Below are 15,061 nucleotides of genomic sequence, written 5' to 3'. Positions count from 1 at the left end.
ATCCCTGTGGGAGCGGGCTTGCTCGCGAAGGCGATCATGCAGTCGCCACCGCACCATCAGGTTCACTCACCGCCACCAACCCCTCCTTCATCCGCTGCGCATCCCGCACAAAACACCGCGCCGCCAGGAACAGAAACACCATGGTGAAAAACAGCGCCACCGGAATCAGATACATCGCGTCATGCAGCCCGACAGCCTTGAATGCCTCGGTCATCTGCTCAGCCCCCGCCGAAATCATCGCCGACTGGGCAAAATGATCCGACAAACCACCGACCACCACCGGCCCCAGGCCACCGCCCAGTAAATACAACCCGGCGAAGAACAACGCCATGGCCGTGGCCCGCAAGCGCGGCTCGACCACGTCCTGAATCGCCGTGTACACGCAGGTATAGAAGTTGTAGGCAAACAGCCAGCCGACGCTGAACAGCGCGACAAACACCCCGATCTCGACACGCCCGACATACAGTGCCCACACCGTGCACACCGTTGAGACGATCAGGCTGAACCCGGCAAACAGTAGGCGTCCGTTGGCAACACGCTGATGAATCTTGTCGGCGATCCAGCCACCCAGGGTCAGGCCGATCAACCCGGTGATGCCGACAATCACCCCGGTCGCCACCGCCGCATCGTGCAGAGGCATCAGGAAATAGCGCTGCAGCATCGGCACCATGAACGAGTTGCAGGCATAGGTGGCGAAGTTGAAACACAACCCGGCCAGCACCAGCCAGAGGAACGTCGGCACCGCGAGCACCCGGCGAATCGGTTTGTCGACTCTCTCCTGAGACACCTGCACGGTTTCTGCCGCACCGCGTTTGGGTTCCTTGATGAAAAACATGAACACCGCAAGGATCAGCCCCGGCACCGCCGCGATAAAGAACGGTGCGCGCCAGCTGTCGAACGCCTTGACCATCGCGCCGATGGTGAAGAACGCCAGCAGCAGGCCCAGCGGCAGGCCCAGCATGAAAATGCCCATGGCCCGCGCCCGACGGTGCGCCGGGAACAGGTCGCCGATCAACGAATTGGCGGCCGGCGCGTAACTGGCCTCGCCAATGCCGATGCCCATGCGCACCAGCAGAAAACTCCAGAAACTGCCGACCAGACCATTGACCGCCGTCAGCGCGCTCCAGGTCGCCAGGCCCCAGCCCATCAGTTTGCTGCGCGAACCGGTATCGGCCATGCGCCCCAACGGCAGACCGGCGATCGCATAAACCAGGGTGAACGCGGTGCCGACGATCCCCAGTTGAAAGTCGCTGAGGTGCCATTCCATGCGGATCGGCTCGATGATGATCGCCGGAATGGTGCGGTCGAAGAAATTGAACAGGTTGGCAAGGAATAACAGGAACAGAATGCGCCAGGCATTCGCCGCTTGGGTCGAGTTCTGCATGGGTCCGTCTCTTTATTGTTATAGGGCTTCACTGCCGACGCATCCGAGCCCGGAACCTGCAATCTAGACAGGCGGGCCGGGGCTGTCTGTGATCATTCGTCAAGCTGATAACGAGGCATGGCACTGTAAAGAAACGTAAGCCCTTGATAAGTCAGCAATCCCCCATAAACCGGGGGTTTTGCGGCAAAATCCGGCTACAAAAAAATACTTTCGCGCCCCCCTTCCCAAGTCCATGGCGAAGCCTAGAATAGCCGCCGGATCCGTCCGGATTCGCCGATCAACCCCTTTGATGCCCTCCCCATGTCCGAAGTCAGTCCGTGTCTGAATTGCGGTGCCTGCTGTTCCCATTTTCGCGTGTCTTTTTTCTGGGGTGAATGCGCCTCCTCCGGCGGCACAGTGCCCGATGAACTGGTCACGCAGATCAGCCCCAGTCGGGTGGCGATGAACGGCACCGACTGCAAATCGCCGCGCTGTACGGCGCTGGTCGGTGAGGTGGGCAATAACGTGCAGTGCTCGATTTATGAGCAACGCTCCAGTCCCTGCCGCGAATTCGATGCTTCCTGGGAAAACGGCGAACAGAATGTCGATTGCGACAAGGCGCGCGCCCGCTTCGGCTTGCCGCCTCTCGAACCGGAATGGAATCAACTGCCTTACGACCAGAGCGCCTGACCCTTAGCGCCAATCGTTATGAGGCTCATGCCGAAATCGTTGGCGCCAATGTGCCACTATCGCTTGCATAGCAAAAACCGCCTCTATACTCCAGTCATTCGCCTGCGTTGAAGACGCAGTAGGGACGACTTCAGAGACGGGGCATGCTATGGAGTGGCTTGGTTTGCAGTTTGTTACCGAGCTGCCGGAGAGCGGGCAGGTCATTCTCGATTGCACACACAATCCCTTGTTGGTGCTGGTGGCCTATCTGGTCGCCTGCGCCGCGAGTTTTGCCACCCTCGACATGGCCGAACGCGTCGGTCACGCCGAAGACCCGGGCTCGCAACGGGTGTGGCGCTGGATCGGTGCCTCGTGTCTGGCCGGCGGTATCTGGGCCATGCATTTCATTGCCATGCTGGCGTTCCAGGCGCCGATCGAAGTCCACTACGATCTGGCGATCACTCTGTTCTCCCTGCTGATCGCCCTGCTCGCCTCGTGGCTGGCGATGCACACCTTGAGTGAGCCGCAGCCCAGCCTGGTGCACTACCTGAAAACCGCCATCGTCATCGGTCTGGGCATCGCCGGCATGCATTACGTCGGCATGGCGGCGATGCACTCGGTGGCCACTGCCTACTACCAGCCCCTGTTGTTCTGCCTGTCGATCGTGATTGCCATCGGCGCCAGCTTCGCCGCGTTGTGGGTCGCCGGTTATCTGCGTGAAGGCACTGGGCGTTTTCATCAATTACTCAAATACACCGCTGCGGTGATTCTCGGCGCCGGCATCATCAGCATGCACTTCACTGGCATGGCCGCGCTGCACCTGGTGTTGCCCGAAGGTACAGCACCGACGATGGCCGCCGACCCCAGCCATCTGCAACTGGGACTGACAGTCGCGCTGATCATCCTGCTGATTCTCGGCAGCGCGATCAGTGCGGCCCTGGCCGACAAGAAACTGCAGAACAAGGAGCACGACCTGCGCCGGGTCAACGCCCTGCTCGGGCAGCTCGATCAGGCGCGGATGTCACTGCAGCAAGTGGCCAACTACGACGCCCTGACCAACCTGATCAATCGCCGTGGATTCAACCAGATCTTCGCCGAGAAACTCAGCCAGAAAACCAGCGAAGGCGGCATGCTCGCGGTGATGTTTCTCGACATCGACCACTTCAAGCGGATCAACGACAGCCTCGGCCATGACGCCGGTGACGCCCTGCTCAAAGTCATCGCCAATCACATCAAAGGTTCGGTGCGCAGTCATGAGGATGTGGTCGCGCGCTTCGGCGGCGACGAGTTCTGCATCCTGATCGGCCTGCACGACCGCGAGGAAGCGCGCGGCATGGCGCAGCGGATCATGCAGAAAATGAAGGAGCCGATCGAGCTGGCGGGACGGCGCATGGTGATGACCACCAGCATCGGTATCAGCCTGTTCCCCGACGACGGCACCACCTGCGAAGAACTGCTCAAGCACGCGGATCTGGCGCTGTATCAATCCAAGGGTGCCGGGCGTAACGGCCTGCATTTTTTCAGTTCCAACATGAAGACCCGCGCCAGCCTGGAGCTGCAACTGGAAGAAGAGCTGCGCCACGCCCTGCGCGAAGAAAACGGGCTGATGCTCTACTACCAGCCGATTTTCGAACTGAAAACCGGGCGGGTCACCAAGCTCGAAGCGCTGATTCGCTGGCAGCACCCGGTGCATGGCCTGCTGGCACCGGATCGTTTCATCGCGATTGCCGAAACCAACGGCCTGATCGCCGAGCTGGATAACTGGGTGCTGCGCAGGGCCTGCACCGACCTTGGCGAACTGACGCGCCACGGCTGCGACGAACTGAAAATCGCCTGGAACTGCTCGCCACTCAATCTTGCCCGGGAAGAGCTGGCCGATGAAATCGAAAGTGCGCTGCGCACCGCAGGCGTCGCGCCGGAACGACTGGAACTGGAAGTCACCGAAAACGCGCTGATGGGCAACATCGCCAACACCCTGGTGCTGTTGCGGCAGATCCGCGCCCTCGGGGTGTCGCTGTCGATCGACGACTTCGGCACCGGTTATTCATCGCTGGCCTACCTCAAGCGCCTGCCGCTGAACACGCTGAAGATCGACCGTTCCTTTATCCTCGACATCCCCAAGGCAACCGCCGACATGGAGATCGTCCAGGCGATCATCGTCATGGCTCACACCCTGCATTTGCAGGTGGTGACCGAAGGCGTGGAAAGCCTGGAGCAGTACGAGTTTCTTGAGCGCTCAGGCTGCGATTTCATTCAGGGCTACCTGCTGAGCCGCCCGGTGCCGCTGAACGAATTACGCCCGGTACTTGAGGAAATCAATCAGCGCAAACACTCGCACGCGGTCAATCCGCTGAGTCTGGCGCGCGGTACATTTGTACCAGTGTCGCTGGATCCTTCTGCAAAAAACCCTGCGCCCCATGCAGGCGCATCAGTTGTGCGGCCAATCCGCTGATCGGCGTGGCCGAGCCTTGTTCGCGGGAGAATTTCACCGCGGTGTCTAGATCCTTGAGCAGCGTGCGCACGTGCCACTTCACCGGTTCGAAACGGCTCTCGGCCATTTGCGGGGCGAGGATCTGCAATGGTTTCGAATCGGCAAAACCACCGGCCAGCGCCTCGGCGATCAGGCGCGCATCGACCCCGGCCTGCTCGGCCAGCGCCACCACTTCGGCAATCACCAGCGCGTTGCAGGCGACGATCATCTGATTGCAGGCCTTGGTCACTTGCCCGGCGCCGATGCCGCCCATGTGCGTGACGCGCTGACCGAGGCTGAGCAGTACCGGGCGCACCCGCTCCAGATCCGCCGCCGCACCGCCGACCATGATCGCCAGACTGCCGGCCTCGGCGCCGACCACGCCGCCGGACACCGGTGAGTCGAGCCAGGCCATCCCGGTTTGGTCTGCCAACTCGGCGGCCATCTCGCGGGTAGCGGTCGGTTCGAGGCTGGAAAAGTCCACCAGCAACTGGCCGTTTTTCGCGCCTTCAGCGACACCGGCGGGGCCAAACACCACCTCGCGCACCACCGCCGTATCAGCCAGACAGAGCATCACCACGTCGGCGTGTTCGCACAGTTCTGCGGGGCTCGCCACCTGCCGGGCGCCGGCCTCGACCAGTGGCGCGCACTTGGCCGGGTTGCGGTTCCACACGGTCAGCGGATAACCCGCGGCCAGCAGACGACGGCACATCGGCAAGCCCATCAGGCCGATTCCGGCAAAACCCAACGAAGGTAGCGTTGACATCATTTCGCCTCTTTTCGATTAAAGATCACTGAATAATGGCCGATTCATGAACGATCAGGAAAGGATTCCCCCGCGCGACGATCAGGCCAAGCCCCTGACGCCCGGGCCAAATACGCGCAGTCAAAGACGCGAGATCCTCTTTCCGTGAGGCTCGATGACATCGGTCGCCGAGCCAACCCTGTCCAGGTATATGGCGCACAATGACTTCTAAAAACAATCCGGCCACCGCGGTATCCGATCTGACCCTGAGCCCTGCGGCAAACAGCCCGGCTCCGATGAAGCCATTGCCTCCTTCGCGCCCGCTGGGCACTCACCAATACCTGTACTACACCGAAACCAACACCGACCGCATCCTCGACAACCTCGACGGTCTGCGTGACCTGGTATTCCCGCGCCCGCCGCACCTGGAAGGCGACAACGAGCAGCACAACGACCAGGAATTCCCCTCGGTGTGCCTGATCGGCCTCGGTCGCTGCGGCTCGAACATCGCCCTCGACGTCGCGGAGCTGGTGTACAACGCGCGCAAGTTCTACCTCAACGAATTCAACAACGAAGACCGTGCGGCGGATCGGCGTCTGGCCGACAAGGGCTACAGCCCGGCCCAGTGGATCAAGCACAACCTGCGGATCGGCCCGAACAAGTCGAGCAAACCGGTGTTCCTCGTCGAACCGCTGGTGATGCTCGGTGACCTCGACAAGGACATCGCCGGGCGCATCCGCTTCTCGCGCAAGGGCGAGAAAAGCGGCTTCCTGCGCGACTACAGCAAAATGAAGATCATGGACTTGTCCGAAGTCCACGCCGGTGGCGCCGGTAACGCGCCGATCCTCGGCCAGTATCTGGCGAAGATCATCCTCAACAAGGACACCCAGCGTTTCTCCAGCCCTGACTGGAAAATGATCCACTCGTACCTGATCGACAGCTGCGGTATCAAGGCCAACCAGTCGCGCCTGTACTTCTCGATTTTCAGTGCCGGCGGCGGTACCGGTTCGGGCATGGCCTCGGAGTTCGGCCTGGCCCAGCAGCACTCGTACATGAACAAGACGTTCGACACCAAGCCGATGGATGAGCACGACGGCAAGAGCGGGCATTCGTTCGTGTTCGAGCCGATCTTCACCAGCGGCATCTGCGTGCTGCCAAACATTTCCGACCACCGCAGTGAAATGTCCGAGGCGCTGCACATCAACGCCGGACGCCTGCTGTGCAAATACCTGTCGGAAGAATGGGATTTCTCCTACAACTTCGCCAATGAAGACAGCAGCGAAGCCAGTGTCATGGGCCGTATCCGCCCATGGAACGCGATGATGCTGATCTCCAACGACATCATGCGTTACGCCGAAGAGAGCGATGACGGCAACATCCAGAACATTGATGTCAATGCGATGGAGAAGCATGCCAACCAGTACATCTCGCAGCAGATCTTCAACATTCTGACGGCGCAGGCGGTCACCACCGACTACGACCAGAACTACTTCCGTCGCGCCGGCATCGACATTGGCGAAACCATTCGCCTGGACGCCAACGACCTGTTCATGAGTCTGGCCGGCCCGGTGGCGATTGCCTACGCCGAATCGGTGGTGCCGGAAACCCCGCCGCCGAGCAGCGACAAGTTCAAGGTGTTCGACAAAGAGCCGCAGCGTCTGAACATCGATGATCTGTTCTTCCGTTCGATCGACCTGCCGCACTTCAACAAAGTCACCCAGGCGATTGAAGGCATCAGCCTGCTGCCGATCGAATCCAAGCGCTATCGCGCCTCGCTTGAGCAGTACAAGAATTCCGGCTACGACGCCGCCGCGCTGCACGACCTGCACTTCTTCAAGAACTGCTCGTCGGTGGTCTCGATCGTCTCGCTGCCGAAGGACTACAAGCTGTCGTACATGGATCTGAACCGGTTGAAGACCCACCTCAACAGCCTGTTCCCCAACACCACGCTCAAGCGCTATGCACTGGTGATCGGTGCCTCGGCCAACCTGTCGCTGACCACCCTGATCGCCAAGAGCCCGTGCCTGTCGGACGACTTCCTGACCCTGATCGTGGCGTTCATCAAGCGCTGCTTCGCCAAGACCCCGTACCGTTTCGACGAGACCCTGGACAACTCGATCCTCGACTTCATCATCAATGAAGACTTCGACGAAGACCGCATCGACGATCTGCTCAACGAGTTCGAAAACCCGGCGAAGATCCTCGACACCAACTGGTACGCGATCAAGCCGATGTACGAGAAGAAGTACCGCGAGCTGATCAACGACAAGGACAAGTTTGTCTCGATCAACGACATTCGCCTGTCGCGTGATTGCGTGAAGAAAGCGATCAAGTACCTGCGTGAGATCTACCGTCACCGGATCGGCAAGACCAAGGTTATTTCCCTGAATAACCATACCGGGAAGACTTACTCGGTCTGATCCAAGATCGAGTCGCCCTAATTCGCGAGCAAGCTCGCTCCCACATTTGAAATGCGTTCCCCTGTGGGAGCGAGCTTGCTCGCGAAGGGGTCGGCACATTCACTGCAGATTGCAGCCCTTCCAACATCCAGAAACAATTAAGCAGCCCTCAGGCTGCTCAATAAACTGTTCCCGTTACGTTTACGTCACCGTGAGGCCACCCACGCTTGTGGCATTTCTCTACGGCAACGTGCCATCACGCTACTCGGCTACACACTTTCCTCTGCATGACGCGCGCACCATCAAGGTGCAAGCGATCAGACCTGCGCCCTTTCCTGGACCAGAATCCATGGCCGTACCACCACTGCCCACATCTCGGGATCACGCTCGAAAATATCCAGCGCCCGCGTTTCAGACAGCTTGGCGAGTTTGTCTTCGGCCAGCCAGGCGGCGACTTTCTCACCATCGTCCGATGCCACGGCCTCGGCGGCGGCGATCAAATCAAGCGCCGGGTCGACCCACAATAGGGCACCCTTGGCGAAGAACGGCTCCAGCTCTTTCCAGGTAATAGATGCGGTTTCACCAAGCAGCTTGGCATAGAGGGTGCTAGGTTCTTGATTCATGGGACTGTCCGGAAAAGAAATCGACGCGAATGATAACGTCGGTGGTCCGGCAGAAAAACCCGGTTGCAAATGGCTTCACCGAACGAAAAGAGCAGGAACGCCAAGGAATGCTGCTGTTTGGGGCATAAGCCCCAGGAAAGCCCCGCCGCAATTCTGTCTTTTTCATTCAAAAATGCGACACCCACAAGTTTTGCCCCCTGGCGCCAGCTTCCCAGGCCAACAACCGGCGCTCTACACTGTACCGGTACAGTTGCCGGGGGCATTTCCGGAGGGTATCGCAAAGATATCTGACCCGGTTCTGCTGCTACGGCGCCAGAACTCAAAAAAATTACAACAGTAAGAGTGGAGCACTATGACTAAGGCTACTAAGCAGATTTCCAAACTGTTTGCCGCTATGGTTCTGGCCGGGGTTGCCAGCCATTCGTTCGCCGCTGACACCATCAAGATCGGTATCGCCGGCCCTAAGACCGGTCCTGTAGCCCAATACGGCGACATGCAGTTCAGTGGCGCGAAAATGGCCATCGAGCAGATCAACGCCAAGGGCGGCGTCGACGGCAAGAAACTCGAAGCCGTTGAATACGACGATGCCTGCGATCCGAAACAAGCCGTAGCGATCGCGAACAAAGTCGTCAACGACGGCGTCAAGTTCGTGGTCGGTCACCTGTGCTCCAGCTCCACTCAGCCTGCTTCGGACATCTACGAAGACGAAGGCATCGTGATGATCACCCCGGCTGCCACCAGCCCGGACATCACTGCCCGTGGTTACAAAATGATCTTCCGCACCATCGGTCTGGACAGCGCCCAGGGCCCTGCCGCCGGTAACTACATTGCCAAGTACGTCAAACCGAAAGTCGTCGCTGTACTGCACGACAAGCAGCAATACGGTGAAGGCATCGCCACCGCCGTTAAACAGACGCTGGAAAAAGACGGCGTGAAAGTCGCGGTATTCGAAGGCATCAACGCCGGCGACAAGGACTTCTCCTCGATCATCGCCAAACTCAAGCAAGCCAACGTCGACTTCGTCTACTACGGCGGCTACCACCCGGAACTGGGTCTGATCCTGCGTCAGTCCGAGGAAAAAGGCCTGAAAGCCAAGTTCATGGGCCCGGAAGGCGTGGGTAACGACTCCATTTCGCAGATCGCCAAAGACGCCTCCGAAGGCCTGCTGGTGACCCTGCCGAAATCCTTCGACCAGGATCCGGCCAACGTTGCCCTGGCTGATGCCTTCAAGGCGAAGAAAGAAGACCCGAGCGGCCCGTTCGTGTTCCCTTCCTACTCGGCGGTTGAAGTGATTGCCGGCGGTATCACCGCAGCCAAATCCGAAGACCCGGCCAAAGTGGCCGCAGCCATTCACGCAGGCTCCTTCAAGACCCCTACCGGCGACCTGAGCTTCGACGCCAAGGGCGACCTGAAGGACTTCAAATTTGTGGTTTACGAGTGGCACTTCGGCAAACCGAAAACTGAAGTTTCGCCTCAGTAAGGCGCGCCCTGACTGACTGCCAATAAAGCCCACGGCGTGCCGTGGGCTTTGTTTTACGAATGTATGGGCCGCGCTGGCGTGATCCGCCAGTCTCCCCACCTGAAAATCTCAAAACCGTCATCAGCGGTTCGCTGGCAAAACCCGGATTCGAAGTGGATAAAGATCCACGGGGCCGGGCGGGAAAATGACTCCACCAGTGAAATGCGTATCAGGTTTTTAGGAGCGCTGTAATGCCTGACATCTATCACTTCTTCCAACAGCTGGTTAATGGCCTGACCATTGGCAGCACGTATGCCCTGATTGCCATCGGCTATACGATGGTTTACGGCATCATTGGAATGATCAACTTCGCCCACGGCGAGGTGTACATGATCGGCTCCTACGTGGCGTTCATCGCCATCGCCGGGCTGGCCATGATGGGAATCGACAACGTCCCGCTGTTGATGACTGCGGCGTTTATCGCCAGCATCGTCGTCACCAGTTCCTACGGTTACAGCATCGAACGGATCGCCTACCGCCCCCTGCGCGGCAGCAACCGTCTGATCCCGCTGATTTCCGCGATCGGTATGTCGATCTTCCTGCAGAACACGGTTCTGCTCGCGCAAGACTCCAAGGACAAATCCATCCCCAACCTGATCCCCGGCAACATCTCCATCGGGCCAGGTGGCGCACATGAAGTGCTGATTTCCTACATGCAAATCGTGGTGTTCGTGGTGACTCTGGTCGCCATGCTCGGCCTCACGCTGTTCATCTCCCGCTCTCGCCTGGGTCGCGCCTGCCGTGCCTGCGCCGAAGACATCAAGATGGCCAACCTGCTGGGCATCAACACCAACAACATCATCGCCCTGACCTTCGTCATCGGTGCTGCGCTGGCAGCCGTCGCTGCCGTGCTGCTGAGCATGCAGTACGGCGTGATCAACCCGAACGCCGGTTTCCTCGTCGGCCTCAAGGCCTTTACCGCTGCGGTACTCGGCGGGATCGGTAGCATCCCCGGCGCGATGCTCGGCGGGCTGGTGCTCGGGGTGGCGGAAGCCTTTGGCGCCGATATCTTCGGCGACCAGTACAAGGACGTCGTGGCTTTCGGCTTGTTGGTTCTGGTGCTGTTGTTCCGTCCGACCGGCATTCTGGGCCGTCCGGAGGTTGAGAAAGTATGACTAGGAATCTTAAACAGGCACTGTTCAGTGCCTTGCTGGTGTGGGCCGTGGCCTACCCGGTACTCGGTCTGAAACTGACCATCGTCGGCATCAACCTCGAAGTGCACGGCACCAGCCCGGCCATTCTGGCGACCATCGCCGTGTGCTCGGTGCTGATGTTCCTGCGCGTGCTGTTCAACCAGCAGATCAGCAAGGCGTGGAAATCCTCGCCGGGCCTGCCGTTGATCCCGGCCAAGGCCAGCAACTTCCTGACCCTGCCGGCCACCCAACGCTACATCATCATTGCGCTGATCCTCGGTGCACTGGTGTGGCCGTTCTTCGGCTCCCGTGGAGCGGTGGACATTGCGACGCTGATCCTGATCTACGTGATGCTCGGCCTCGGTCTGAACATCGTCGTCGGTCTGGCCGGTCTGCTCGACCTCGGTTACGTCGGTTTCTACGCCGTCGGCGCCTACAGCTACGCGCTGCTGTCGCACTACTACGGCCTGAGCTTCTGGATCTGTCTGCCGATTGCCGGTCTGATGGCGGCGACGTTCGGCTTCCTGCTGGGCTTCCCGGTGCTGCGTCTGCGCGGTGACTATCTGGCGATCGTGACCCTCGGTTTCGGCGAAATCATTCGTCTGTTCCTGCGTAACCTGACCGATATCACTGGCGGTCCAAACGGCATCAGCAACATCGAGAAACCGACGTTCTTCGGTCTGACCTTCGAACGTAAAGCGGCGGAAGGCATGCAAACCTTCCACGAATATTTCGGCCTCGAATACAACTCGATCAACAAGGTGATCTTCCTCTACCTGGTGGCCCTGGTGCTGGCACTGGCGGCGCTGTTCATCATCAACCGTTTGCTGCGCATGCCGATCGGCCGCGCGTGGGAAGCGCTGCGTGAAGACGAAATCGCCTGCCGTGCGCTAGGTCTCAACCCGACGATCATCAAGCTGTCGGCGTTCACCCTGGGAGCAAGCTTCGCCGGTTTCGCCGGGAGCTTCTTCGCTGCCCGTCAGGGTCTGGTCACACCGGAGTCGTTCACCTTCATCGAGTCGGCGATCATCCTCGCCATCGTCGTGCTGGGTGGGATGGGCTCGCAACTGGGCGTGATTCTCGCGGCCGTGGTGATGATCCTGTTGCCGGAAATGATGCGTGAGTTCAGCGAATACCGGATGTTGATGTTCGGTGCGCTGATGGTGTTGATGATGATCTGGCGTCCACAAGGTCTGCTGCCGATGCAACGCCCACACATGGAGTTGCGAAAATGAGCCGCGAGATCCTTAAAGTCGAAAACCTGAGCATGCGCTTCGGCGGCTTGCTGGCAGTCAATGGCGTGGCCCTGACCGTCAAGGAAAAACAAGTGGTGGCGCTGATCGGGCCGAACGGCGCGGGCAAGACCACCGTGTTCAACTGCCTGACCGGTTTCTACCAGCCATCGGGTGGCAGCATCCTGCTGGACGGCGAGCCGATCCAGGGTCTGCCGGGGCACAAGATCGCCCTCAAGGGCGTGGTGCGCACCTTCCAGAACGTGCGTTTGTTCAAAGACATGACGGCGGTCGAGAACCTGTTGATCGCCCAGCACCGTCACCTGAACACCAACTTCCTGGCCGGCCTGTTCAAGACCCCGGCGTTCCGCAAGAGCGAGCGCGAAGCCATGGAATATGCCGAGTACTGGCTGGAAAAGGTCAACCTGAAAGAGTTCGCCAACCGTACCGCCGGGACCCTGGCCTATGGTCAGCAACGACGTCTGGAAATCGCACGTTGCATGATGACCCGCCCACGGATCCTCATGCTCGACGAACCGGCCGCCGGCCTGAACCCGAAGGAAACCGAAGACCTCAAGGCGCTGATCAGCGTGCTGCGTGAAGAGCACAACGTGACCGTGCTGTTGATCGAACACGACATGAAACTGGTCATGAGCATTTCCGACCACATCGTCGTGATCAACCAGGGCACGCCTCTGGCCGACGGCACGCCGGATCAGATCCGCGACAATCCTGAAGTGATCAAAGCCTACCTGGGGGAAGCGTAAATGCTGCAGTTCGAAAACGTTTCCACCTTCTACGGCAAGATCCAGGCCCTGCACAGCGTCAACGTCGAAGTCCGTCAGGGCGAGATCGTGACCCTGATCGGCGCCAACGGTGCCGGCAAGTCCACGCTGCTGATGACGCTTTGCGGTTCGCCGCAGGCGCACAGCGGCAGCATCCGCTACATGGGTGAGGAACTGGTCGGCCAGGACTCGTCGCAGATCATGCGCAAGAGCATCGCCGTAGTGCCGGAAGGTCGTCGGGTGTTCGCCCGTCTGACCGTCGAAGAAAACCTGTCGATGGGCGGTTTCTTCACCGACAAGGGCGACTATCAGGAGCAGATGGACAAGGTCCTCGGCCTGTTCCCGCGCCTGAAAGAACGCTTCAACCAGCGCGGCGGCACCATGTCCGGTGGCGAACAGCAGATGCTTGCCATCGGCCGTGCGCTGATGAGCAAGCCGAAACTGCTGCTGCTCGACGAGCCGTCGCTGGGCCTGGCACCGATCATCATCCAGCAGATCTTCGACATCATCGAACAGCTGCGCAAGGACGGTGTAACGGTGTTCCTGGTCGAACAGAACGCCAACCAGGCGCTGAAAATCGCCGACCGTGCGTACGTTCTGGAGAACGGCCGCGTGGTGATGCAAGGCACCGGTGAAGCGCTGCTGACCGACCCGAAAGTGCGCGAGGCGTACCTCGGCGGTTGAGGCTTTTCACTGAACAGAAAAACGGCCTTCGGGCCGTTTTTTGTGCCTGGCAGATAGTTTGAATCCAACACAGATCCCCTGTGGGAGCGGGCTTGCTCGCGAAAGCGATTTTACATTCAGCCTATGTGCTGACTGATCCATCGCATTCGCGAGCAAGCCCGCTCCCACACAATCAAAAGCCGTCAGTACGGATTGCAGTGTTGGGCTACAGCGGTGGCCTGATCGACATAAGGCCGTGCCGGCTCAAGGTTCCACTCAGGCTTGTTCCTCACAGGCTTGCCCTCGTAGGTAGCTGCCAGATGGCAAACCATCTGCCGCCGCAATGACCCGCCATTGACGCTGTATTCGCGCCACTGCGGATCGTCCTTGTGCTTGTTGTACAGCTCGGCAAACATCCGGTCGGTCTGGTCGTCCTTGATCGCCCGACCACACGCGGTCGGTACTACCGAGAGCGACCAGGTCTTCGGCCCCAGTTTCGGGTCGGGACGTTGTACCCAGGTGCTGGACTCGATGTACTTGTCGCAGAATTTTGGCGCGGTCGGCGTCGAGGTCTGGATGCACGAGAATGTGGCCTTGGCGACCGGGGTTTTCGGGAAGTCGATCTTGATGATGTTGCGATCCTTGCCGGTCTTGGCCTTGTAATCCTTTTGGTTGGCCAAGGCATCATTCAAGCCGCGCTGATCGCTGTAGAAAAACGCCAGAATCGGCAGTTCATCGGTTTTCGGGTTGCCCAGGCGCAGCTCGGTCTGGGTCTGAAACTCGCGGCTGTTGATGACCTTGCGCGCGCCCATGAAATTGCGAAAGGCGTCGACCCGCTCCTTGCTGCTCATCGGATTGCGCATGTTGAAGCCGCACTGCAACTGGTCCTGCTGGCGATTGTTGTTGTACTGGGTGAAGTGCGCCACCCAGGCATTGGGACTCGTGATAGGTGGCTTCATGGCCTGGCAGACTGCCTCGGTCGGGGCGGTGTTCTTGTTGTCGCCACAGCCACGGTCGTTGCGAAAGTCGGTCCAGGCATCGTTGGGAAACGCGCAGTAGACGTGCACTGGCGTCTCGGGGTCTTTCACTAGATCCCGGGGCGTAATCAGGTAGCCGTTTTGTGTGCTCATGCCAGGGTCTTCATAACTGATGCCGTCGGCCCGCATGTATGAGGCAGCAAACGTGCCCAGCTCCACGGCTTTCGGGCTGGGATTCCACACGTCCCACTTTTGCCCTTTGGCCGGATCGGCGCGGTGCGTGCCGCGAACCAGCAGCCCCGAACAGTCCGACGCGGGATCCTGCCCGCAACTGTCGACGGTGTTGTTGTACAGCGTTTCGACTTTTTTCAGCGTCTCCGCACAGGATTCGGCAGTGGCCGCAGTCGCGTGCAACAGCAGCGGCAAGATCAGCAGTGGAACAGTCCTGACCAGACATCTTTTCATGGCTTGCATCTCCTTGAT

Annotated in this window: 12 protein-coding genes; 8 read left to right on the top strand and 4 right to left on the bottom strand. The window is 59.6% G+C overall.

Features of this window, described 5'->3' with window-relative positions:
* Window positions 1–34 precede the first annotated feature (34 nt).
* Window positions 35–1,384, bottom strand: a complete 1,350-nt coding sequence (locus ACVHNU_RS03050; RefSeq protein WP_103485742.1) for a spinster family MFS transporter — start codon at window positions 1,382–1,384, stop codon at window positions 35–37.
* A 300-nt stretch (window positions 1,385–1,684) separates the two neighbouring features.
* Here ACVHNU_RS03050 and ACVHNU_RS03045 point away from each other — a divergent pair, with 300 nt between their 5' ends.
* Both ACVHNU_RS03045 and ACVHNU_RS03040 read left to right on the top strand, forming a co-directional pair.
* Window positions 1,685–2,053, top strand: coding sequence for a YkgJ family cysteine cluster protein (locus tag ACVHNU_RS03045; RefSeq protein ID WP_473018981.1), 369 nt, complete (start codon window positions 1,685–1,687; stop codon window positions 2,051–2,053).
* Window positions 2,054–2,201: 148 nt separating this feature from the next.
* Window positions 2,202–4,484: a putative bifunctional diguanylate cyclase/phosphodiesterase gene (locus tag ACVHNU_RS03040; RefSeq protein ID WP_226501926.1), complete on the top strand. Its 2,283-nt coding sequence runs from the start codon at window positions 2,202–2,204 to the stop codon at window positions 4,482–4,484.
* On the opposite strand, the gene ACVHNU_RS03035 is transcribed toward ACVHNU_RS03040, so the two are convergent.
* A complete protein-coding gene (locus ACVHNU_RS03035; protein WP_262143246.1) occupies window positions 4,375–5,271 on the bottom strand; it encodes an NAD(P)-dependent oxidoreductase in 897 nt (298 codons plus the stop codon). The two genes, ACVHNU_RS03040 and ACVHNU_RS03035, sit on opposite strands and share 110 nt — an antisense overlap.
* Before the next feature lie 197 nt (window positions 5,272–5,468).
* Between ACVHNU_RS03035 and ACVHNU_RS03030 the strand changes: the two genes are divergently transcribed.
* Window positions 5,469–7,667 carry a hypothetical protein gene (locus tag ACVHNU_RS03030; RefSeq protein WP_103485739.1) on the top strand — a complete coding sequence of 733 codons (2,199 nt, stop codon included), beginning with the start codon at window positions 5,469–5,471 and terminating at the stop codon, window positions 7,665–7,667.
* 296 nt (window positions 7,668–7,963) lie between these two features.
* Here the strand turns inward: ACVHNU_RS03030 and ACVHNU_RS03025 are convergent, their stop codons facing one another.
* On the bottom strand, window positions 7,964–8,269 hold the full coding sequence (locus ACVHNU_RS03025) for a DUF2288 domain-containing protein (RefSeq protein ID WP_103520440.1): 306 nt from the start codon (window positions 8,267–8,269) through the stop codon (window positions 7,964–7,966).
* Between the two features lie 352 nt (window positions 8,270–8,621).
* Here ACVHNU_RS03025 and ACVHNU_RS03020 point away from each other — a divergent pair, with 352 nt between their 5' ends.
* The 5 genes from ACVHNU_RS03020 (at window position 8,622) to ACVHNU_RS03000 (ending at window position 13,622) form a co-directional block, all read left to right on the top strand.
* Entirely contained in the window at window positions 8,622–9,749 is a 1,128-nt protein-coding gene (locus ACVHNU_RS03020; RefSeq protein WP_003222386.1) for a branched-chain amino acid ABC transporter substrate-binding protein, read from the top strand.
* 230 nt (window positions 9,750–9,979) lie between these two features.
* Window positions 9,980–10,903, top strand: coding sequence for a high-affinity branched-chain amino acid ABC transporter permease LivH (gene livH / locus ACVHNU_RS03015; protein ID WP_003222384.1), 924 nt, complete (start codon window positions 9,980–9,982; stop codon window positions 10,901–10,903).
* Entirely contained in the window at window positions 10,900–12,156 is a 1,257-nt protein-coding gene (locus ACVHNU_RS03010; RefSeq protein WP_473018980.1) for a high-affinity branched-chain amino acid ABC transporter permease LivM, read from the top strand. Before livH ends, ACVHNU_RS03010 begins: the two co-directional genes overlap by 4 nt.
* On the top strand, window positions 12,153–12,920 hold the full coding sequence (gene livG, locus ACVHNU_RS03005) for a high-affinity branched-chain amino acid ABC transporter ATP-binding protein LivG (RefSeq protein WP_003222381.1): 768 nt from the start codon (window positions 12,153–12,155) through the stop codon (window positions 12,918–12,920). Before ACVHNU_RS03010 ends, livG begins: the two co-directional genes overlap by 4 nt.
* Entirely contained in the window at window positions 12,921–13,622 is a 702-nt protein-coding gene (locus ACVHNU_RS03000; RefSeq protein ID WP_003222380.1) for an ABC transporter ATP-binding protein, read from the top strand.
* 182 nt (window positions 13,623–13,804) lie between these two features.
* Here the strand turns inward: ACVHNU_RS03000 and ACVHNU_RS02995 are convergent, their stop codons facing one another.
* Window positions 13,805–15,043 carry a DUF2599 domain-containing protein gene (locus tag ACVHNU_RS02995; protein WP_473018979.1) on the bottom strand — a complete coding sequence of 413 codons (1,239 nt, stop codon included), beginning with the start codon at window positions 15,041–15,043 and terminating at the stop codon, window positions 13,805–13,807.
* Window positions 15,044–15,061: the final 18 nt, after the last annotated feature.

The sequence above is a fragment of the Pseudomonas sp. Ors-4-3C genome, assembly GCF_055755035.1.
Note: the sequence above shows the minus strand (reverse complement) of the source record. Positions and strands in the feature narration are given on the sequence as shown.